The 21,190-nt window shown below is 60.6% G+C and carries 23 protein-coding genes and 1 tRNA gene; 10 read left to right on the top strand and 14 right to left on the bottom strand.

The window, feature by feature from the left end; translation table 11 throughout:
* Positions 1-4: 4 nt before the first annotated feature.
* The 3 genes from BV95_RS00680 to BV95_RS22570 form a co-directional block, all read right to left on the bottom strand.
* The gene (locus BV95_RS00680; RefSeq protein WP_013846914.1) at positions 5-1,642 is read right to left on the bottom strand and encodes a PRTRC system ParB family protein; all 1,638 of its coding nucleotides are present in this window, start codon (positions 1,640-1,642) and stop codon (positions 5-7) included.
* Positions 1,643-1,678: 36 nt separating this feature from the next.
* Entirely contained in the window at positions 1,679-2,665 is a 987-nt protein-coding gene (locus tag BV95_RS00675) for a DUF7146 domain-containing protein (protein ID WP_013846915.1), read from the bottom strand.
* A 184-nt stretch (positions 2,666-2,849) separates the two neighbouring features.
* The gene (locus BV95_RS22570; protein WP_030540648.1) at positions 2,850-3,197 is read right to left on the bottom strand and encodes a helix-turn-helix domain-containing protein; all 348 of its coding nucleotides are present in this window, start codon (positions 3,195-3,197) and stop codon (positions 2,850-2,852) included.
* 34 nt (positions 3,198-3,231) lie between these two features.
* On the opposite strand from BV95_RS22570, the gene BV95_RS23355 reads away from it, so the two are divergent.
* Both BV95_RS23355 and BV95_RS00665 read left to right on the top strand, forming a co-directional pair.
* Positions 3,232-3,678 carry a hypothetical protein gene (locus BV95_RS23355; protein ID WP_126516758.1) on the top strand — a complete coding sequence of 149 codons (447 nt, stop codon included), beginning with the start codon at positions 3,232-3,234 and terminating at the stop codon, positions 3,676-3,678.
* Positions 3,679-3,747: 69 nt separating this feature from the next.
* Entirely contained in the window at positions 3,748-4,086 is a 339-nt protein-coding gene (locus BV95_RS00665) for a hypothetical protein (RefSeq protein WP_013846917.1), read from the top strand.
* Positions 4,087-4,253: 167 nt separating this feature from the next.
* On the opposite strand, the gene BV95_RS00660 is transcribed toward BV95_RS00665, so the two are convergent.
* Positions 4,254-5,657, bottom strand: coding sequence for a tyrosine-type recombinase/integrase (locus BV95_RS00660; RefSeq protein WP_013846918.1), 1,404 nt, complete (start codon positions 5,655-5,657; stop codon positions 4,254-4,256).
* A 260-nt stretch (positions 5,658-5,917) separates the two neighbouring features.
* Between BV95_RS00660 and BV95_RS00655 the strand changes: the two genes are divergently transcribed.
* Positions 5,918-5,993, top strand: a tRNA-Lys gene (locus tag BV95_RS00655).
* Between the two features lie 601 nt (positions 5,994-6,594).
* Here BV95_RS00655 and BV95_RS00645 read toward each other — a convergent pair.
* The 5 genes from BV95_RS00645 to BV95_RS00625 all read right to left on the bottom strand — a co-directional run bounded on the left by BV95_RS00645 (position 6,595) and on the right by BV95_RS00625 (position 8,884).
* Positions 6,595-6,825, bottom strand: a complete 231-nt coding sequence (locus tag BV95_RS00645) for a hypothetical protein (RefSeq protein WP_037446374.1) — start codon at positions 6,823-6,825, stop codon at positions 6,595-6,597.
* Positions 6,826-6,830: 5 nt separating this feature from the next.
* Positions 6,831-7,160: a hypothetical protein gene (locus BV95_RS00640; RefSeq protein WP_037446370.1), complete on the bottom strand. Its 330-nt coding sequence runs from the start codon at positions 7,158-7,160 to the stop codon at positions 6,831-6,833.
* Complete coding sequence (locus BV95_RS00635; RefSeq protein ID WP_037446367.1) at positions 7,150-7,566, bottom strand: hypothetical protein; 417 nt, start codon at positions 7,564-7,566, stop codon at positions 7,150-7,152. Before BV95_RS00635 ends, BV95_RS00640 begins: the two co-directional genes overlap by 11 nt.
* Before the next feature lie 80 nt (positions 7,567-7,646).
* Positions 7,647-7,970, bottom strand: a complete 324-nt coding sequence (locus BV95_RS24975; protein ID WP_051749584.1) for a hypothetical protein — start codon at positions 7,968-7,970, stop codon at positions 7,647-7,649.
* A gap of 212 nt (positions 7,971-8,182) precedes the next feature.
* Positions 8,183-8,884 carry a hypothetical protein gene (locus BV95_RS00625; protein ID WP_037446364.1) on the bottom strand — a complete coding sequence of 234 codons (702 nt, stop codon included), beginning with the start codon at positions 8,882-8,884 and terminating at the stop codon, positions 8,183-8,185.
* Between the two features lie 285 nt (positions 8,885-9,169).
* Here BV95_RS00625 and BV95_RS23350 point away from each other — a divergent pair, with 285 nt between their 5' ends.
* Positions 9,170-10,159, top strand: coding sequence for a hypothetical protein (locus BV95_RS23350; protein ID WP_156028525.1), 990 nt, complete (start codon positions 9,170-9,172; stop codon positions 10,157-10,159).
* Between the two features lie 150 nt (positions 10,160-10,309).
* Here the strand turns inward: BV95_RS23350 and BV95_RS00615 are convergent, their stop codons facing one another.
* From BV95_RS00615 to BV95_RS00595, 5 genes are all read right to left on the bottom strand, one after another.
* A complete protein-coding gene (locus tag BV95_RS00615; RefSeq protein WP_037446362.1) occupies positions 10,310-11,665 on the bottom strand; it encodes an AAA family ATPase in 1,356 nt (451 codons plus the stop codon).
* A 199-nt stretch (positions 11,666-11,864) separates the two neighbouring features.
* Positions 11,865-12,113 carry a helix-turn-helix transcriptional regulator gene (locus tag BV95_RS00610; RefSeq protein WP_156028523.1) on the bottom strand — a complete coding sequence of 83 codons (249 nt, stop codon included), beginning with the start codon at positions 12,111-12,113 and terminating at the stop codon, positions 11,865-11,867.
* A 131-nt stretch (positions 12,114-12,244) separates the two neighbouring features.
* On the bottom strand, positions 12,245-12,454 hold the full coding sequence (locus tag BV95_RS00605) for a hypothetical protein (RefSeq protein WP_037446357.1): 210 nt from the start codon (positions 12,452-12,454) through the stop codon (positions 12,245-12,247).
* Positions 12,455-12,834: 380 nt separating this feature from the next.
* Positions 12,835-14,127: a tyrosine-type recombinase/integrase gene (locus BV95_RS00600; RefSeq protein WP_037446354.1), complete on the bottom strand. Its 1,293-nt coding sequence runs from the start codon at positions 14,125-14,127 to the stop codon at positions 12,835-12,837.
* Between the two features lie 301 nt (positions 14,128-14,428).
* Positions 14,429-14,899: an Lrp/AsnC family transcriptional regulator gene (locus BV95_RS00595; protein WP_037446349.1), complete on the bottom strand. Its 471-nt coding sequence runs from the start codon at positions 14,897-14,899 to the stop codon at positions 14,429-14,431.
* 158 nt (positions 14,900-15,057) lie between these two features.
* On the opposite strand from BV95_RS00595, the gene BV95_RS00590 reads away from it, so the two are divergent.
* The 6 genes from BV95_RS00590 (at position 15,058) to BV95_RS00565 (ending at position 21,190) form a co-directional block, all read left to right on the top strand.
* On the top strand, positions 15,058-15,291 hold the full coding sequence (locus BV95_RS00590; protein ID WP_037446455.1) for a hypothetical protein: 234 nt from the start codon (positions 15,058-15,060) through the stop codon (positions 15,289-15,291).
* Positions 15,292-15,573: 282 nt separating this feature from the next.
* The gene (locus BV95_RS24480; protein ID WP_037446346.1) at positions 15,574-16,965 is read left to right on the top strand and encodes a sugar transferase; all 1,392 of its coding nucleotides are present in this window, start codon (positions 15,574-15,576) and stop codon (positions 16,963-16,965) included.
* Between the two features lie 297 nt (positions 16,966-17,262).
* Entirely contained in the window at positions 17,263-17,460 is a 198-nt protein-coding gene (locus tag BV95_RS00580; protein WP_156028521.1) for a hypothetical protein, read from the top strand.
* Positions 17,461-17,732: 272 nt separating this feature from the next.
* Complete coding sequence (locus BV95_RS00575; protein ID WP_255265392.1) at positions 17,733-18,935, top strand: hypothetical protein; 1,203 nt, start codon at positions 17,733-17,735, stop codon at positions 18,933-18,935.
* Positions 18,936-18,962: 27 nt separating this feature from the next.
* Entirely contained in the window at positions 18,963-19,787 is an 825-nt protein-coding gene (locus BV95_RS00570) for a polysaccharide biosynthesis/export family protein (protein ID WP_037446450.1), read from the top strand.
* Positions 19,784-21,190, top strand: coding sequence for an ATP-binding protein (locus tag BV95_RS00565; RefSeq protein ID WP_037446341.1), 1,407 nt, complete (start codon positions 19,784-19,786; stop codon positions 21,188-21,190). Before BV95_RS00570 ends, BV95_RS00565 begins: the two co-directional genes overlap by 4 nt.

The following is a 21,190-nucleotide window of genomic DNA, read 5'->3' as shown; positions in this document are numbered from 1 at the left end:
TCGGTCAGGCGGCGATTTGCGAGATGGGAGCGTCGGCCGGCTGGGCAGCACGATCCGGGGGCGGTCCATAGGCGCCATCGAGCGTCATGCAGCCCGGCAGACGTCCCGCCCAATCGAACCCGATGCGATTGAGCATGCTGGTGACAAGCTCGGTCTTTTTCGATGCGAGCAGCTTGGCGAACCGTTTCTCGCCGACATGCGCGATCAGGCCGCATTCCTGGGCGATGAACTTGAGCTCTTCCTTTGTGTAGCGCTCGAGAAAGGTCTGATCGACCTGCCACGTCTCGCGCAAGTCGACCTCGAACACTCTCGCAAGGTCCGCGACATGATCGAAGCTGAGCACATCCTTGGCGTAAGCGCCGCCGATGACGGCCAGCACATTGGCGGCCCGCGCATCGGCAAGCGCCCGGATTTCCGCGATCTTGCCCTTGAAGTCGAGGTCCGGGAACGAGGCGCCGACGAGGATGCCAGCGCGGGACGTCAGCGTGTCGGGCTTGATCTGCGAAAGCGTGCCCGACATCGCCGCCACAAGGATCGTGGTCCGGGCGTGGACAGCATTGCCCGCGAGCGCACGGGCAAGCGCGGTTCGCCATGTCGCCTCGCGAAGCTCGGCGGTTCGGGTCGCGATCGACCTGGCCGTGACGGTCGGCTTATGCGCCGTCGACGCGGCCGGCACGGTCTCGGCAGTGCGTGGCGGGGGAGGCTCGCGGTTTTCGACAGCACTGGATGATATGGCGCCGCGTTCCGGCTGCGGCTGGAGATCCATCGATGGCGCGGGTTCGACGGTGACATCGTCCTGCGCATCAGCGTCGGCATCATCGGCAGCAGGAGGCATCGCTCTCCTGGCCGCCTTCGCGGCGCGCTCCTCTTCCTCGAAACGGATCACCTCGGCGGCTTCGGTCTTGAGCTTGAAGCATCCCGGATTGGTGCAATGGCCATCATCGACATGGGTTTCGAAAAGGACTTGCTGCGCCGCCGAGTTGAACGGACAGGTGGCGCACTCGGTCTTGTCGAAACAGGCGCTCGCGAGGCTATGCGTGATGCGCATCAGTTCCTTGCGCGTATCGTTCACGTCAAGATTCAGGCGCAGGATCGTGTCGAGGGCCGTGTCCTGCTTGTCCTTGGGGATGACGGCGAGCAGTTCGGCGTGACCAACCTTGATCCGGCGCTCATCGAGGGCGGTCTTAGCGGCGTCGGTGAGTTCAGCGAGCGCCAGGCGGCGATCAAGCTTGGCGCGGGACCAGGCCAGTCGCCGTGCGGCCTCGGCGCGGTCGCCGTTGCATGCCGCGAGGTAGCGGACGGCGGCATCGGCCTGCTCGGTCTCCGACGGATCGTCACGGTCGTCATTCTCGGCGATCGCGGCATCGAGCGCTTCCTGGTCCGTCATCACGCGGATGATGACCGGCACTTCGCCGTCGAGCCCATAGACTTCCAGCCCTGCCCTGTACCGACGCTCGCCGGCGACGATGGCATAGACGTCGTCCTTCGGCCGGAGCAATATGGGCTGGAGTATGCCGCGCTGCCGGATGGAAGCCACCATCTCCTCGTGCTTCTTCCGGTCGAAATACCGGCGGGGATTGTCGCCCTTCACGATACTGGCGAGCGGCAGCGTGGAGGGATAGCTCGGTTGTAGCGAGGTCAAGGCTCGTCTCCTGTGTGGATTGTAGCAGGCTCGCGTTCAGGGTTGGCTGGACGCCCATGCCGCTGCGCGTGTCGGAATGTGCGGGACGCGGCCGATCATCAGCCTGCATTCCGCAACCATCTCCCTCCCCCTCCCCCTTCCCCTCGCCCGGTAGAGGTCGTTCCAGTCATTGAAGCCCGGCGGTGGAGGCAGCGGCTCGATCGACCGGCCGTCTCGCGCATGCGCCTGTTTCGCCCGTGCCGCGCCGCGCCGACCGGAAAGGTCGTTGTCGTGAAGGAGGAAGAGGCGTTCAACCCGCTCAGGCACAGTGACCAGGGGGAAGCGGTCAGCACCAAGCGCGGCCCAGACGGGGATGCCGAGCAGCAAATGAGCGGACCAGGCGGTCTCCCAGCCCTCGGCCAGCCCCAGCACATCGGTGGCGGCCCCGAAACGGACGGTGCCACCGTGCGGGCGACCCAGCATCAGTTTGGGCGGATCGAGATCAGTGGCCGGCAATCCGGTCCGGGGGTCGAGGAACAGCCGTTCGAGTGCTATGACGCCGGTGTCGGCTTCAACGGCGGCGAGCAGCGCCGGACGGAAACGGACGTCGGCGCCCCGGCCGAGCGGCACATGATCATGGTAGCGCAGCGCCGGATGCGGCTCGTTGAAACCACGCGTCGCCATATAGACGCCCGCCGGCGTATCGGTAACGGCACGCGCTTCCTTCCAGAGCGAACGGATCCGGCCGGCCAACCGTCGCTCGCTGCCATCCGCGCGTGCGAATTCCGCTTCAGCGTCGGCCGTCGGGATAGGCCGCCTGTCGCTGCGCAGCGCGCGGATGACATCAATCGTGGAACAGCCGGCAAAGCACTTGAACAATATGCTATGCTCGCCGACCCGGACCGACAGGCTGGGGCGATGGTCGTCGTGCGCAGGGCAACGGCACATCGCGCCCGATGGCTTCCATGTTCCACCGAGTGATTTGACGATATTGGCGGCAGCGGCATGCAGGCGCGGATCGGCGCTCGTGCGCGACAGGGCCATGGGAGGAACTCCAGCATAGGGAAAACTCCCTCGCCCCACTCCTCCTTCTCTTCAGGCCGCGGCCGACGCCCGCTGTCAGTATGATCGCAGGTCGTATCAACGGGTAGCGCGTGCCCGTTTCACCGGCATAGCACTGAACGCTACGTCGGCCTATTGATCGACTACCGATATCGGCTCCGAGCTTCTAACGCCGAAACTGGCGGACACCGTCAATCGCGATGCAGAACGGGACTTCCTGCCGGGCCCCGTCTGGAGCGTCTCCGCATTTGCGGGCGCAGTCGTGACAGGTTTGCGCATATCCGGACAGCAAGGTCTGGAAGCAGGCATCCATCTTATCCCGCCCAGTCGCCGTCAGCCGAACATATATGCGGCGTTTGTCGAAGGGATCAGGGAAGCGCTCGACGATGCGTTGCGCCTCCATCTCGGCAAGGCATCGCCGACCGGTCATCTCCGACGCTTTCGACGCGAGGCAGAAGCTGGTGAGAGAAGTCTTCAATCCCTGGCTGTCGCGCCAGTAAAGATCGAGCAGCATTTCGCATCCTGGATCGGAGCATAAAGAGCCGAACATGGTGGCCGACTCCGCTCTTGCGCTGATGATCGACCTGCAAAGAGGTGCAAAAACAGCCGGACGGCCTGTGTCGTCCAGCATGGGTTCAATTCGGGCTTCCTGTCGCATGGGCATTCGCTCTCCATCCCATTCGGGTGCATCGGGCGAACCGTGCCGATGCCCCAACGTCTGGTTGCCCCCCGGCTATTCTGAACAAAATAGTCCAATGAGCATGATGCTCGAATTCATCCGTCCGGCAAGGTGCCTTTCGGAGGGGAATTTCGGTGCCGAATTGGTTAACATAAACGAATATTCCTACGTCCTCTGCCCCTTTAACGATGCAGGAGAACATCTCGCGCTACACCGCAAAACCATGGCAATACCCGTCCGGCAGCCGCGTCGCCTTCTCTATGGCGGGATGCCCAATCGTATGCGGCTGGTTTTCTTGGCAAAGCATCGCAACTGATGCCTTGCCCGCCTGCGTCGCCCATGCGACCATGTCGTTATGCCTTAAGCAATAGAGCCGGACTGATCCATGCACGACGAGGAGATGCAGCTTACACCGGAAATGCGTCAGACGATGGCTGAGCCCGATCCCACCGTTCTGGCCATAGAAAAGCTCATCCATGCCGCCAAAGGAGATGATAGAAAGATCGAAAAAATCGTGCGTGGATATTTGCGCAATGCGATTTTCGTTTTCCAAAGCCACATGGTGAAACGTGCGCTGCGTGATCTCGATCTCAAACAAGATGAGTTGAGCGATGAACTGCTGGCGCAGATCGCTGCCGATGCAGGCGGCTATATGGGCAAGTTTCGGGATTGGCTTCTCATCGAGCTGAACCGCGCCAACGGAAAGCCAAAGTCGACAAACTAGCGCGCGGTCCTGTGCCCGACGGACGAGAAGCGTGAGCCCGCCCAGCAGCATTTCCGTGGCACATTTAGGGAAACGAAGGGTAATCAGGGGCAATTGGCATACCGCAAATCAAGGGCTTGCTTCCCCTGCTTTACCCCGAAGGCCCAGTTCCACATCCGTAGGTAAAGCTAGTTTATAGCAGTTCTTTCTGCTTCTGCCTTTTGCTCCATTTGACTGTTCGATCGAGACCGGCTGCGAGCCTTCATCGGAACGACGTTGTCCTTCGGATTGAGTATCCGCGCCACCAATGACGCAAGCTGACGAAGGGCTTCCGTCTTTTCAGCGAGGTAGTCGTGCTGATCATAGACACCTTCTACGCCTGGAATGACATGCCCAAGCACTCGCTCAGAGACATGCGGCGAGACGCCTGCTCGTATCATCAGCGTCTTTCCGGTCCGGCGCAGATCGTGCAGGACCCAGTGTGGGATAGGGTGACCGGCGATTTCCTCCATCTTGGCATCCAGTTCCGCCTTGGCGTCAGTGAAGCCGTTGATCGGACCAGCCAAGCGTCCCTGGAAAACAAATGGTCGGGTCGGCGTCGTAGGCTGCTTCTTAACGATCTGCATCGCCATGGGAGATAGCCGAACATACTCGGCATTACCCTTCTCTCGATCTTCCGTCGGGATCGTCCACAGTCCATCGGACGTAACATAGTCCCGGTGCATCAACCGCAGTTTTTCGCGCCTCTGAAGAGTCAGCAACAATAGCTGGCAGAAAACACCGAATACCTCCTGCGTCCCGCAAGCCTGCCAGAATATGCGGATTTCCTCGTCACTCAGAATACGCTTGCGTTTGCGCTCGGAAGATTTAGTTCGCTTCATTCCCCGCACAATTGGAGACACGAAATCGTCTCCCCGCGCCGCGTACCAGTTGAACATGGAGCTGAGCTGTGCGAGCACGGCATCCGCTTGAGTAGCTCCATTGTTATCCTGAATTGTATCGAGTAACTCGGTTACATCGCGGCGCGTGATTGAAGCGATCGGACGATTTCGCCACCGCTCATTGCCGGTTAGGTCTTCCAAGATATAGTGATCGAAAATCCGCTTGATCTCCTTTGCAGAACGCAGCGGAGCCAGAGGTCTACCACGGCCGTCCTTCTGACCCTCTTTCATAACATGGCGCTTGAAAAACTCGACAAAAACCGTCGCAATCGTCTCCAATACCGCCTGCGGCTCTTCATCTACCGGCTGAGCAGGTCGACTAGGGTCAATGCCATCCGCAATCGCGGCCTTCCATTCTCGGGCCTTCTGCCGCGCTTCGTCCAAGGCAAGGGCGGGCACACCCTTCTTGACAATGTAGATGCGATCCTTGGCGTCCGCAGGACAAAAATCTCCTAGCACTCTGCGACTAGGAGCTCCGCACGTCCCATCTCCTTTCGGGTATCGCGCATAGAGCCAGAATGTCACCCGACGCTTGGGATTGATCGTAACTAATAGTCCTGTTTCGGCCTCGTCGTGCCACTCGTCCCGTCCCCCTTCTGGGGCGGCCTTCAGGCCGCGAATCCAAGGATCAGAAAATTTCTTCGTTGCCATGTCAGCCTCGATTTTGCGCTACAAATTGCGCTACAAATTGGAAGGGATGCCACACACCTCCATGTTCGGGAGGATGACGCAATTTTACCATTAATACAAGGAAACATAAGGGAATTTCCTGTAACATGGTGACGCGATGTACTATGAAATTTCGCGGTGAGACGTTGAATCCAATTTCTCTTAATCAGCGGGTCCTAGGTTCGAGCCCTAGTGCGTCCACCACTTTTCCTGCGACAGAGGCACAAGCCGAAAGCGGGCGTGGACGCATAGCTCAGTTGGTAGAGCAGCTGACTCTTAATCAGCGGGTCCTAGGTTCGAGCCCTAGTGCGTCCACCACTTTTCACCAACAAAACCAAGCACTTAGCGAAGGTCTAGCGTGACAGCGCGGGCCGCGCTCGTAAGCGCTCTAGCGTATTTCTAGCCGCTCTAGCTGTTCATAGCAGCACCCCACGCCCGAAGGCGCAGGGTGCTGGCAGCGTCAAGCGGGAGGAGACCCGTCCCCGCTGCTGGACCCGATGTTATGGCTCGGGGGTCGGTGTCCTTAACCCCGGCGCGGTGAGCAAGATGGACCCCCGCGCTAACTCATCTCGTAAATCGGTCCTCGTCTCCCCTGCACCCCTCCGTGCCGCTGCACAGTCGCAGGCGCAGCACGTCCTCTGAGAAAAATGGGCGACGGCACTTGAGGCAGCGGTGCCAGCCTACCCTCCTGACCACACGGCCCGGAATGTCCATGTCCGTCACCGGCTCCCGGCGCACGCACCCGTCGAACGGCCAAGCGTCCGGCTCGATGATACCGATAGCGGCTGCCTGCCCCTTCATGCGGAGCGGGGTATATGGAGCGTCACGCGGCGGTGCGGGCCTGCGCGGCTTGGGTTGCTTGGGAGGTTGCGGCTGATGGTCGCGCTCGCGCCATGCTACCAGCCACGCGGGTTCACCGTCAGCGTGCATATGCGCCGCTCCATGTCCCGTCGCGCTCCCATGCCCGCAGGGCAGCAACCACGGCGATCATATCGTCAGCAGCAAGCGCGCCGCTTTCGATGCCCGGCAGCACCTCCCGCTCAACCCATGCGTCAAACGAACCGAACAGGAGCGTGAACGGGGATGGTCTCGGCTTCTCCGCTTCCTCTATCCGCTTGATGCGGCGTTGAAGGGCGCGGATGCCTGCCATTGTGGTTATCGCAGTCCGAGATGGTAGCGAAGGTCAAAGGGCATGTCTGGCGCACCGGGGCGAACCGCGACCGGCACCTGAACGGGTGGCGCGAGGGGTTCAGGTTCGGGCATGACCACAGGTGCAGGCATGGGAACCGCCGTGCGCCCCATCGCGGCATAGATGGCAGGTGCAGCGTCAATGAGCGCTTCAAGCTCCAATCGTGCCAGCGCAGCGTCGATTGCCATCTGGTCCCGCATGGTAGCGAAGTGGCGCGGTGCCAGCATGGCGCGAATCTCCGCCTGCTGCTCCCGTTCAATACGGCGGCGCTCCGCCAGCGAAATGTCAGCTTTCATATGTCACCTTCAATTGGCGCAGAATGTCGTAGGCGTCGGCGCGGACCCGCCAGTCATCGCAATCGCGCATCACCTCGCACATGCTCTGAACGATGCCCCGCCGCATTTCCCCGCGTTCCTGATCGGTCATGCGGGCGACAGCTTCACAGATGGGCAGGAAGCGGCTCGGCTCACGCATGTCATCGCCATTGAGCGGAACGACATGGATGGGGTGCGCCATGACGTCCGCCATGCTGACCGCCCAATCCACCGCTGCCTGATATTCGGTGATGGGTTCGTAGCGCAGGTGGCGCACTACCCGCGCTCCCGCTTCGTCGTATCCCAACAGCGAGATACGCACGAACACATCGTCATCGCCAACAGCATGGGCGTGGACGCGGTTCCGTTCGGTTTGGATGATTGCCATGCCGGTGCCCCTAGGAGTGGATTTTCAGCTTGCCGGGTCGCATCCGGCCCGTTCGCAAAAAATGTGCAAATAATTCGGTTTTACGCTCGGGCATCGCGAGCCTCCTCAAGAGCGGCGATCCTCGCCTCAAGCTCCTCGGTGGCGCGAACGTCCGCGAGCGATTTGATGCTGTCGATGATGAGACGCGCCACATCCGGCGCAAGCTGCCCCTGTGCTACACCATCGAGGACGGCGCTCACCTGTTCGCTGATCGGCGCGCTGGTATCGAGGTCGAACTGCACCTTTTCAGCCTGAGCCTTTACCGACGGCAGCACCTTCTGCATCACAATCGCGCAAGCGTTCGTGTCGCCCTCAAGCGCCTTCCCGACCAGCACCGCGACAATGTTCCGCATTTCGTCGAGCATTTGCTGTGTGGCCAGCAAACGCCGATCCGGTCGCCCTGGCGGTCTGCCACGAGGGTTGCCGCTGACCCCGTTGCCATCGGCATCCCGCCATGCAGGGTTGCCGGGGCCACGCGGCTCGGTCGGGATAGGCGGAGGGGTGGGCTTCCAGTCCGTTCCCCAAGGCGGTGCAATCTGTTCGGTCATCGGATGCCTCGGATTGTTTAGAACAAGGATCAGACGACGAACGACTTTTCAGCCGCCGCCTTTGCTGCACGAAGTTTCTGCACTTTTGCTTGCTTCGCCCCGATCGCCTTCTCCATCTCGCCAAAGACGAGGCCGCCGCGCTCGCCGATCAGTTCGAGACCCGCCTTCGCCGCCCGCAGTTGCTTGGCGGCACGGGGATTCGCCTTCTCGTGATGCACGCGGAGAAGCGCCGTCTGCATTTCCGGGGTCAGACCGGACAGGTAGGCAGGACCGCCAAGGCACGCGCCTACCGTTCGGGTGTCGCCAGCCTCAATCGCCTTGCGGATGAACCCCATGCGCTCACCATCGCTCATGCCGCGCACGAACGCCCGAATCTCGCCCGCCATCGCGCCAACCCCCTGCCCCTCGATGGGCTGGGACAGTTCGCTCTCAAGCCCTTCAATCACGCGGGTCAGTCCAGCGGTGGCGCTGTCGAACCGCTTGGCGAGCTGGATGGTCAGCTTGTCGGCAAAGTCCGCCGTGTGGATGAGCGCGGCAGCTTCGTTCCATGCCGGGTTCGTTTTGGACGCCGCGCTGGCGTCGTGGACGCGCCCGACCGCAATATATGCCTCGGTAAACGCGGAAACAGTCCCGGCAAGAATGCTTGAAGTGTCGTCGTCGTATTCCGCAATCGCCTGCACCGTCTCTGGATGAAAAGACGGGGTGACGCGGGTGTCAATTTCATCGGCCATTTATCGAACTCCAATGTCGGATGCGGCTAGACATTGGCTATAAGCTAGGGAGGCCGTGCGAAGGTCCGCAAGTATTTTATTTGTTAAAACAATGACTTAGTTCAGTTCTGCGCGCCGTGAACACCATATAGCATATTTGTGGGTCGGCACTTTTGGGGCGATGACCACACTGGCGCGGGCCGCTGTGGGGCACGCTGGGGCGCGGCGCGCATGGGGTGCCCCTGTAGCGGCGCTGCTCGCTGGATGTGGTGACAGCGCATACGCTCAGCGTATAGCAATGCCCCCATGAGCTATACATCGCGCAACGAACTGCCCAGCGGAACGAGTCTGAAAAGAGTCGTAGAGGTTATCGACCTGTTGGGATACCGCCGTTATCGGGAAAGCCTGCGCGTGCCCAACATGGTCGGTTCATATCATTGGTATGACGACAATGATTATCGCTCGTGGGTCGGCGTAGAACTCCAAGTCTACAATGAAAACGGCAGCATAGCGATAGATACTAGATCGACAGTTGCTCGTAGTCACTGGGACTTGCTTCATCAGAATAAGACAATCAGGCTGCTACGAGACTTGTTCGGAGGCCACTTTGAGACGGATGCGGGCCGCAACCGCTATTGGCATCCAGACGAGCCGCCACCATCACCGTTGGTGTCAGGATGCTACATCGCTCGATGGCGATTCAAGAACGCATTGATAAAATCGCAAATCTACCTTTGGGCGAGAAAGTTAGAGGGCAATATGGCGCGGGAGGAACCTACCGGGTTCCATTTCATGGACGAAATGAATCCGCGCCTGCTCTCCAACAACCTTCTCATTCCGTTTATCGTCGCGGTCTGGGAGGAATATTTTCGATCTACGTTTGCAGCCGTTCTCAAATACGCCGACAGACGCGAACAAGTGCTAAAGAAGGCTCGGCTTAGCCACACGCAGCTTGAGCAAATCGCAATCAACAGAAAGCCAGTCGAGCAAACTATATCGGAATGTTTTTCCTTCCAGCGTCCTAGCATCATCGGCGAGAACTTTCGCCTGCTCGACAACCGCCTCGACTTAGCAGCCGCGATGCGCAAGCCATACAAGCGTCGAAAAGTCACACTCTATGACCAGATTGAGGCTCTTGTGGAGGGGCGAAACGCTTTCGTCCATGCGGGCGATATGGACATGGCACTTTACGACAAGGAACTGGACAAGGTTTTGACTGACATCGTTGAGGCAGTGGATCGCTGTTACCACGCCATTGGCGACCGCTTTGGCTTCACCCCGCTGACGAACTATTGATCTGTTACCACACCCCTTAGAGACAATGAAGGTAACAACGGTAACATCGGTAACAACAAGTGCTTAAAAAGCATCTAATTATCAAACAACCGTTACCGTTGTTACCGTTGTTACATGCTGTGGTCATAGGGGCGAATGTAACAGCTTCTCCTAATTCTGCTTCACATAGAGCGCCTTATTCTGCGCGCCAGTCTCAATAACGACGCGGTATTGGAACTGCATCAGCTTCAGCCGGTCGTCCACCTTCGCCCATTCGCGGCGACTGATTTCCCTGCCAAAGAGGTTGTGGACCTGCTCACGGGTAACGGGCTGGCCTGTCCGGTAAACGGCTTCCACCAGCACGCCCATCACCTTTTCGACGAGGCTCTCCTTCTTGCTCGCGCCACCTTCACCGTCGCCTTCCTGCGGCTTGCGGGTCGCGTCCTCAAACACCTCCATAGACTCGTCCTCGCCCCAAAACGTCAGCCCAATGTTGACGCGGACCAGCACCGAGTCAGCACCTTCCTTCCGTTGATGCAGCGTATGGACCGGCTCGGTGCTGTAGAGCGTCGTGAAGCGTGTGGTCAGGTTCGTCTTGGCTACCCGCATCACGTTGGCATGTTCCTCCCGAATGTCGCGGGCATGGACGAACGACAAGCGCGGTGAATTGGTCCATGCGGACGCACCCGCCACGGTGTCAGCGAAGTATTCGTGCTTCCCCTTGTTCGAGTGACCGATGATGGCAATGGTGACGTCATACCGTTCCGCCAGCGCTTGCAGATAGGCGAGCAGCTTCTTCACCGAGGCATCGTCGTTTGGGCTTTCCCCCTTTCGCCAGCCGGTCAGTCCGACAGCCGTATCCAGCACGACCAGCTTGAGCGGGCGCGGCGGGATGTACATGGTGTCGGCACCGCGCTTCGCTTTCTGGATCGCTGTTTCCAAATGCTCATACACGTCGAAGTTGGACCCGGTGACGCGGCCCTGCGTGTCGGACTTGTTCGCAACGGCGGTGACGACAAACAGGGTGCCCTCATCGCCACCAATCTTCATGTGGCGCACCCTGATCCAGTCGTTCGGTTCCTCAACGCTAATCCAGAGGGTTGATGCCTCCCCGCTGACTTGCGCGCCCAATGTGGCCACAAGGGATGATTTGGCAGTGCTTCCACGCCCGAAGAAGCCAACGACGCACCTGCTCGGCAAGAATGGGTCAACGAGGTATTGCAGGGAAACGGTGGCGGTATCGCTGCTCATTGCGACCTCCATTGTGATTGCGTCCATCGGTGCCATCGGGGGCGGAATAGCAACGCCAGCTTTCAGCTTCGCCGCCTCCAGCTTGGCTTCCTCAGCGCGCCGCGTATCCTCCATGATCTTCGCCAGACGCTCTGAGTCCTCGCGCTTCTGTTCAAAGGTGCGGAAGTCCACATTGGCATTGCTGTTCGAATGGACACCGATAGCGTCCCAATCCGTTTTCCCATCCGGTGTCTGCGGTGGGCAGCCCGGTTCCCATGGAGGGGTCTGTTCAACCATGACGCGCCTCCCTGCCGGTGGGGGTATGGGTAAAATCCTGCCCGTCGCCATTTACATCGGGCCGATTTTTACGCGGCGTTGAAAATTGCCAAAAATGCGCCGGGTATTGCGACCTCTCCGCGAGGCCGGTTACAATGCTGCTGTTCACATCGATACTCCAGAGGCAGGGTTCGCGCCCTGCCTCTATTCGTGAGGGGGATTAGGCGGCTTCGCTCGTGCTGTGACGAGCGCCGGAAGCGAGCCAGCGCAGAACATCAAGTTCCGCATACCAAACGCGGCGCGTTCCGGGCGGGCTGAAATAGCGCGGCCCTTCGCCACGGAAGCGATATTGGTTCATGGTGTTCGGATGGACGCCGAGAATTTCGGCAACCTCATCGCCCGACAGGGGGCGGCGCTTCGGGGTGTAGGCGAACAACTCGCAAAGCTGCTCGAAGGACATTTCACTCATTGCAGGGGACTCCCGCAGAATGTGGTGCGAGCGAAACCCAGCTTAGCAACGGGACCGGCCCGCCCTATACTTGATAAAGCGGGCCGGTAACGTAGCTATACATTAAATAACTACGCTAGTGTTTGATAAAATTACGCAGTCAAACCTTCAACCGCATCAATTGCCATCTCTCTCAACAAAGAAATTGTGTGAGACTCAACGGCATTGATGATAATATCGGCGGAAACAACGCCATCACCACTAAGATGGCGAAACACTTCTCTGTAGGAGGCGTCAAAAATTGCCCTCAACTGCTCGTCGTTGAAGGCCTCAATAGCGCGCAAATCCTCGGTATAAATCACATCGTGTCTCCAACTTATTTGCTGGTGACACATCAATCGCTGTGAGCGAGATATGCACGAGACGGATTAGCACTCCCGCCTCGCACGGACGACCGGCATTATGCGGTCGAAAGCTACGATGTGCGACATCCTGATATGCTGATTCGGTCGGCGGAGTCGAGGCTAAATCTTCCGAGAATTTTTGATCTTCAAGCCGGGGTCGGGCGATTTTGAGAGGGATGGCCTGATCGACCGATTTTGCCGGAATGGTGCGATTTTGGGGTCGCTGGCCGACCTTCGCTACGGGGCCTGCACAGGGGCGATCGCCACCCTGCCGCCCTAACCCTGCTGCGCGCTGCTGCCGCCCCTGCTACCCCGGCGCACGGTGCCCAGCGCGAGCATCACGCGGTGCGGTGCAGCGGCACCACGTTCTTGCTGGCAGCGATAGCGGCCTGCTGCTCGATCCAATCGCCGACCTTCTGCACATCTGGCTGGAGCCAATCGAGGTGCGCCAGGTCGAGATAAGCGCGAGCGGTAACATCGTCGCTGCTGGGCTTGTGGCCAGTCAGCAGGTCGGTGCGGAACTTCTCAATGAGGCATTCGCGCATGGCGTAGTTTGTGAACGACCGCCGCAGGTCGTGGAGCGACAGGTGCTTGCCCGCTATCTCGCCAATTGCCACCATCGGAGCGCGGGCATCCATAATGCGCCCGGTCTTGCCCCACGATGGGAACACGAACGGGCTTTCGGTGCCATCCGCCAGCTTGAGGCGGGGGCGCGACTTGAGCAGCGCCACGGCCTGACTGCTGAGCGGAAGCCAAATCGGATCGCCGCGCTTGCGGTCGTCCAGATGCCACCAGCACTCGGACGGGTTGTGGTCATCGATATGCACGCGGTCCCATGTCAGGGCCGCCATCTCGTCACGGCGCGCTCCGGTCAGCAGCGCGAAGATAGTCAGGTCCACCGAGGCAAGTGCTTCATAACCCTGCACTTCGCCGCGCATTTCTTGCAGCTTGTTCCAAACCTCACCGATCTTGCGGCGGTCGATATAGCGCTCGGTGCGGGTGCCCAGCTTGGCCCAATGGTGCTTGAGTGCGTCCACCGGATTGTCGCGGATAAGCGGGGAACCGTCAGCCTGCCGGTATTCGTCCATCGCAAAACGGATCAGGATGCGCAGCGTGACGAATGCCGCATTGGCGCTGGCGGGCGCTGCCTTCTTGCCCTCAAGACCGCCCTTCACCAGCGCGGCGTGACGCTCTTTCACCATGTCGCGGGTGATGCTGGCGATGGGGAGCGGTGCCCACTTGGCGAAGGTCTTTTCCACATGGCGGCGATACTCGCGCGCCGTGCTGTCCTTCATTTTGCCAACCCTGCCGACATATGCCTCAAGCACGTCTTGCAGGCTCACCTTGGCGGCGGCGTCCGCTTTGACCACAGCGCGGGGATCGATCCCTTCGCGCATGTCCTGCAACACCTTCTGCGCCCGCTCCCGCGCCTTGGCCTCGGTAAGCGTGCCATAGGGGCCAAGGGTGAACTGGATGGATTTGCCCAGCACCCGCCCCATCACCATGAACACCTTCTTGCCCTGTGCGGAGACGCGGAGGCCGTAGCCCTTCACGCTGTCATCCCAGTGCATCTCGTAGCCCTCGGCGGGCGCTGCGACCTTGTCCACAAAGGTCTTAGTGATCTTCGCCATAACGCTCTCTAGCCGCTAAAATCTAGCGTATTTATAGCAATGAAGCGCAAGTTACGGCAATCACCCACAATCACGCAAGCGAATAACATACTGAATTATCAATGTTATTGTGGCTAGAACAACCTAGCGCAATCTAGCACAAGAACGTGATTCCAAAACTCTTAATCAGCGGGTCCTAGGTTCGAGCCCTAGTGCGTCCACCATATAATCTTCCACATGATAGCTTACGGGTTTAGGCGTCAGCGTTGCCGTGCCCTTTGAGCGCGCGCCCACCACCGGCTTTTGGCTGCCCCCTTCCAAGTCAGACCGGGAGCGCGGTGGTGAATTTCGTCATGGACAGGGCGAAGTGGGAGGCGGCGCCCGCGACCGAGGGATGGCCCAGCAGGGTCATCATCAAGAAGCGGTTATAATCCGCGACATCCGCCACCACGACGCGCATCAGATAATCCCACTCGCCGGACATGGAGAAGCATTCCACGATTTCCGGCCTGCCGTCGACAAATTGTTCGAAGGCGCGGCGGGCCTCCTGCGCGTGGCTGCGCATGCGGATGTTGCAGAGGACGTTGACGCCGCGCCCCACCTTTTCCGGGTCGACCAGCCGGACCGTGCCCGCAAGGATGCGCGCGGCCTCCAGCGCCTTGATCCGGCGCCAGCAGGAGGCGCTGGAGGCCCCCACCCGTTCGGCCAGATCGGCATGGCTGAGCGTCGCATCCTCCTGCAAGGCCGCGACGATCTTCCGGTCGATCGGGTCCATCTGTCGATCCTGTTTCATGATCGGCAGGATAGCATGCCGCGCATTTCATCCAAGCCTGTTGGAATGATCCGGGCCGGATGCTTTTGTCGTGGCGGAATGGCCCGAAATGGCTTTCCTTTTCGGCCGGTCGGGCTATTCTGTCGACGGATCGCATTGCGACGAGTGGGGCTGAGCAGATGATCGACCTTTCTCCCCAGCCGCAAGACAAGGGCGGCGCTTCGAAAGCGGCCCCTTCCGTGCCCCACCACGATCTGGTTCGTCCGGAACAGGGGAAGGCGCAGGATGCGCCGTCCCGGTGGCGTTTTCCCCATGATGAAGCAGAGGCAGCGATCCAGCGGCTCTCGCGCTGGGCGGGGCCGCTCGCTCTTCTGCTGACGCTCTGCTTGCTGGGCTGGTGGATAATCCGCTGATCGGGTTCATGATTCGGGACGGATAGGGTCGGTCGGGGAGCGGCCATGCTGCGGATGCGGCGGGGCGGCTTTTCAGGTCGTCTCAAATCTGGGGCGGAACGTCCTTCAGGACGAACGGATCGTCGGAAAAGCGGGTCCGCATACCCCAGGCCCGATTGTCAGCCTTTTGCATTTATGTCCTGTTGCCATGCAACATAATCAAAATACTGCGGATGTCTGATGGTTGACACACTGCCTGGTGGCGGTGCCCAGTTTGACGTCAAGACATAAAAAGGGTTGCAGATGTCGAAAATTGATCTGGCGATCGAAGGTGTCCCCAGTCGCCAGCCCGCCACGGCCGCCGGGCAACGCAACGCGCGGCTATGGCTGTGTCTGCTGTTGCTGGTCGCCGATATGGTCGCGCTTGCCACGGGCTTTGCCTTCGGATTGCGGGCGGCCGGTTTGCCATGGCTGTCGGACGGGCAGTGGCAGGCGCTGATGGGCGGCATGATCGTCTATGCCGTCCTGGCCTTTCATAATCAGGCCTATAATCCCCATTGCCTGACGCGCATGACCCAGTCCTGCCGCAGCGCGACGATGGCGTTCGCTGGAACTTTGCTGATCTTCCTGCTCGTCCTCTTCTCGCTGAAGGCGACGGGGCAATTGTCGCGGCTGGGAATTTCTGGCGGTATCTTGTGCAGCGGGACTTTGATCGTCCTGCAACGGTTGATGATCGTGCAGACGGTTCGCCGCAACTTTCCCGATGGGTTGTTCGCCCAATTGCTGATCATCGATGACGGCGTCATTCCCGGCGACGTCAGCGGCATGGTGATCGTGGATGCCGGGGCCATCGGGTTGCGGGCCGATTTGGACGATCCCTATATGCTGCACCGGCTGGGGACGCTGCTGCGCGATTATGACCGTGCCGTCATCTCCTGCCCCGCCGATCGCAAGGCCGACTGGGCGCAGATGCTGAAAGGCGGCAATATATTGGGTGAGATCATTGTGCCGGAACTGGACCCGATGGCGCCTCTTGCCGTGCAGGCCTATCGCGGGACGCCGACCCTGGTGGTGTCGCGGGGACCGCTGAACCTGGCCAACCGGGCGAAGAAGCGGTTGCTGGACATCGCGCTGACCGTGCCGGTGCTGATCGTGCTGGCTCCGCTGATGGCGGTCGTGGCGGTGCTGATCAAGCTGGACTCGCCGGGGCCGGTTTTCTTCAGGCAGGAACGGATCGGGCGCGGCAACATGCTGTTCCATATCCTGAAATTCCGCAGCATGAAGGTGGAGCAATGCGATGCCGCGGGGGCCACCTCCACGCAGCGGGACGACAACCGGATCACGCGGGTCGGCGCCTTCATCCGCAAGACCAGCATCGATGAACTGCCGCAGTTGATCAACGTCCTGCTGGGCGAGATGAGCCTGGTCGGGCCGCGTCCCCATGCGCTGGGGTCGACGGCGGAGGAGCAGCTTTTCTGGCAGGTCGACCGGCAATATTGGCACCGCCATGCGTTGAAGCCGGGGATTACCGGGCTGGCGCAGATCCGCGGGTTCCGTGGCGCGACGGAGACGCGGCGGGATATCCTAAACCGCGTGGAGGCCGATCTGGAATATCTGCATGGGTGGAGCCTGATGCGGGATATCGCCATCCTGTTCGGGACGCTGAATGTGCTGGTGCATCGGAATGCTTATTGATGCTGCGTTGCGCATTTCCCCTCCACCATCCTTTGGATGGTCCCCCTCCCCATCTTCGATAGGGAGGAATTAAGTGGGGGCGACTCGAAAGATAGCGCGCACGCCGGGAGTTGAAAAAGGTTCCGAGCCGAAAATGAAATTTGCGATGAACCGTTGATTTAAGGCGGTTTGTCGCTCGGTTCGGCGCATTTCCGCCGTCTTATGCGACGAATGGAGGTCTGGCGGCCCCTCGTCCCAACTATTTGTTAACCGCGAAATCGGATAATATTGCCATTCACAAATTGGATGGTGGGAAACGTGGCTGAAGAATTTGCAGCGATTGCGGGTGCCTCTTCGTTGATCGAGACGGGTGAGGTGCGCCGCGACATGCCGGCGCGCTTCGAGTCCGTCACCATCGCCGACCGGGCGGAGCGCGGCGTGCAGTTGGTTTCGCGTTGGGCCGGGATATTGGCCTTTGTCGGCACGGTGACGGCGATCGTCTGGCTGCTTCTCTAGGCGGAATCGCCGGGCCTTAAGCTTTCTCCCAGATTAACGGATTCAGGGCGTGGCGGAATGATCCGCCGCGCCCTCTTTTTCGATGAACCGAGCCGTTGTTTTGGCGCGACAAACTGCTTTTCAGGCAGTGGCGTTACGACGAAATCCTTCTAGCATGGCCTGATTGCTGCAATGCAATAAGGGTCATAAGATTGATAATATGCAATGAACCGCATTTGCGGCGCCGTTTTCGTGCGTCCCGCAAAGATGAATTTCAATGGTCGCGTGCCGCAATGGTCATGGCGCTGGGCGGCGCATCAATTGTCGCGAATATTCCTGCTGTCCTTCATGCGCAGGAAGGGGACGGCACGATTGCGCAAAAACGCGTTCAGTCCGCCGACGAGCAGAGGCGGCTGAGGGAATATGGCCTTCATCTAACAGCCGGGCTCGACCTTCTCTATGACGACAATGTCTATCGCGTCGATGACCGGGTCGAAAATCCCAAGGACGATCTGATCGTCACGCCCTCTCTGGAGGCGACTTACGGCATGCCCGTCGGGCGGCATGACATATTGCTGCGCGGCAAGATCGGTTACGACCGTTTCGTTTCCGAAAGCCAGCGCAGCAAGTTACGGCTGGATACGGAGGCGAAGGCGAATATCCGCTTCGGCGCGACCTGCCTGATCACGCCCCGCGCCGCCTATCGGCAACAGCGGGCCGATTATGGCGACATCAATTCGGCGACCGAAAACCTCCAGAAATTCAGGACCGTCGGCGCGGATTTCACGTGCGAGCGGCCGGGACTGTTCCCGGTGGCAAGCTATCAGCGCGACACCACGCGCAACGCGGATCAATTCGATTATGCCGACCAGACCAGCGATACGTTCATGGGCGGCGTGGGGTATAGCAAGCCCAGCCTGGGCACGCTGACCGCTTATTATGGGCGGGTGAACAGCAGGCGGCCGGCGCTGGGGATAGAGAACCGGATCAACAGCTATGGCCTGCGTTTCCAGCGGTCCGTCAGCCCGATCACGCAGATCGACGCGGATGTCCGCTGGCTGGACGTGAACAGCGATAGCGCGGTCGTCGGCGGCTATAATGGGTTGGGCTGGAAGGTGGCGCTTTCGACCACCGCCGTTCCGCGCCTGAAGCTGACGGCGATGACGGAGCGGGCGATCATCAACGACAGCCTGATCGCCAGCGGTTTCGCCATCGACACCAGCTATCGCATCCAGGGCGAGTTCTCCATTTCCGAACTGACCTCCGCCGGGCTTTATGCGGAATGGGACCGGCGCAAGTTCCGGCAGGATGCGGCGCTTCGTCCCTATTCGATCACGGCTGATCGCAATCGTCGCTTCGGCGCGCTGCTGACCAGGAAACTTTCGGAGCGTTTCGATCTTTCGCTCGATGCCCAGCATTATATCCGCAGAACCGATACCAGCGTCTCCAACTATAGCGGCATGCAAGTGACGTTGGGTGCGGCCCTGCATTTTTGATCCTCATATCTTTGGGAGCCAATGGCTGTGAAAGCTGCAACTCTCTTCAAAAGCCTTTCCGTCCTTCTGATGATTGCAGGTCCGGCGGCGGCGACTGCGCAGAATGCCGCAGGGGCCGCAGCGACGACTGCGACGGCGGCCCCTGCCCCGCAGGCGGCCAGCGCGGGCTATCAACTCGGCCCGAACGACGAGCTGAAGATATCCGTCTTCGGCCAGCCCGACCTGTCGACCACCACCCGCATCAAGGAGGACGGCACCGTCGTCCTGGCGCTGGTCGGCCCCATGTCGGCCAAGGGCAAGACCACGTCGCAACTCGCCCAGGATATAGAGGCGGGCTATGCCAGTGGCGGATACCTGACCAAGCCGTCCGTGAGCGTCGAGGTCAGCAATTATGTCAGCCGCTTCGTCACGGTGCTGGGCAATGTGCCGCAGGCGGGCAATTATCCGCTCGACCGCGATTACACGGTGGCGTCGATGCTCGCCAAGGCGGGCGGGTCGACCAAGGATGGGGCCAACGCCGTCATCCTGACCCCCGCCGACGGCAGCGGGCCGGTGCGCATTTCATTGGCCGACATGGCGGCGGGGGCGATGCGGCCGCTGAAGGCAGGCGACACGCTGTTCGTGCCCCCTGCGGAGAAAATCTATGTCTACGGCCAAGTCCAGCAGCCCGGCGCCTTTTCCTATGCGCCGGGGCAAAGTTTCCGGCAGGCATTGGCGCTGGCCGGGGGACCGACGCTGGCGGGTTCCACGAAACGCATAAAAGTGCGCCGGGAGGGGAAGGAAATACAGGCCAATCTGGACGATCCGGTGAAGCCTGAAGATGTCCTCATCATCCGGGAGAAGCTCTTTTGACGACACTCGATCAAGGCTTCGCGCAACAGCGATCCGGACTATTCGACCGGTTCCTGTCCCTGACGCGGAGTAACGAAAAACGCCAGGAGCGCGTCATTCCGGACGATGTGCCGCTCTATCTGGACACGCCTGTGCTGCCGGGATTTCGGCAGGACGCGGCCGAGCCGGAACCCGCGCACCTTCCCCTGTCGATGAGCGCCATGGCACCGCCGATCAAGCCGATCAGCCTGCGCCGCGACAGCATCTATGCCGCGTTCAACACCGCCATGCCGGTGACGGACCGCCATGGACTGGCGGGGCGCAACAGCGAACTGGAAAAGCTGGTCGAAGCCATCGTCGTGCAGCGCAAGCATGCGGTGATCTTCGGTACGCGGGGGTCGGGCAAGACGTCGCTCGCCCGCGTGTTCGGCGATCTGGCGGATGAGGCGGGCTGCATCGCCCTCTATGCCTCCGCCAATGGGGAAGCGGATTTCGATTCCCTCTTCCGGCCCTTCCTGACCGAATTGCCGATGAGCGGCGCGGGGCAGGAACGGGCGCGCAAGATGATGGGCGAGCCGCTGGACGTATCCCGCCTGTCCGCCCTGCTGGTGGAGGAGGTGCGGGAACGGTCCATCCTGATCATCGACGAATATGACCGGGTGCAGTCCGAAACGGCGAAGCAGGACGTGGCCACGCTGTTGAAGCTGCTGACCGACATCCATTCGCCGGTGCAGGTCGTGCTGGTGGGCATCGCCAGCGACATAGACGGGCTGATCGCGGCCCACCCCTCTCTGCGCCGCCACCTCGCGCCGCAGCGGGTCGCGCCGATCCCCAAGCCGGAGTTGGAGCGGCTGTTGCTGAGTTGCGCCAATAATGCGCGGCTGGCCATCGATGAGGACGCGCTGGACATGCTGGCGAGCGCGGCCATGGGGTCGCCCTATCACGCCCGGCTGTTCGGCATGCAGGCGGCGCTGGTGACGGAGGCCGCCGGGCGCGACCGCATGCTGCTTTCCGATATCGAGCAGGGGCTGGCGTCCGCGCTGGAGGATTGGGAGGAGATGAGCGGCCAGACCCATGCGCTGTTCCGCCGCATCCTGTGGGAAGCCGGGTCGGCGCGCCGGATGATCGCGCTGTCCGCCATCGTGGCGTCGCAAATGTCGGCCATCAGCTACGAACGGCTGGTGACGCTGGGCCATGAAGTGCTGGGCGGCGGGTCGATCAACGAAAGCCAGGCGCGGGACGCCATGGCGCGATTGCAACCGGCGCTGGTCGCGACCCCCAATGGCGAACTGTGGATGTTCGAAGATACGCTGGCGCCGCAATTCCTGCTGCTGATGGCGAAGCAGCCGGTGCAGGCCGCGCCGCCTGTCCAGACGCCCGCAGAGGAGATGCGCGCCCTGCTGAAGGGAGTGGACGGGTTATGA

The organism is Sphingobium chlorophenolicum (assembly GCF_000722875.1).
Taxonomy (GTDB): domain Bacteria; phylum Pseudomonadota; class Alphaproteobacteria; order Sphingomonadales; family Sphingomonadaceae; genus Sphingobium; species Sphingobium chlorophenolicum.
Note: the sequence above shows the minus strand (reverse complement) of the source record. Positions and strands in the feature narration are given on the sequence as shown.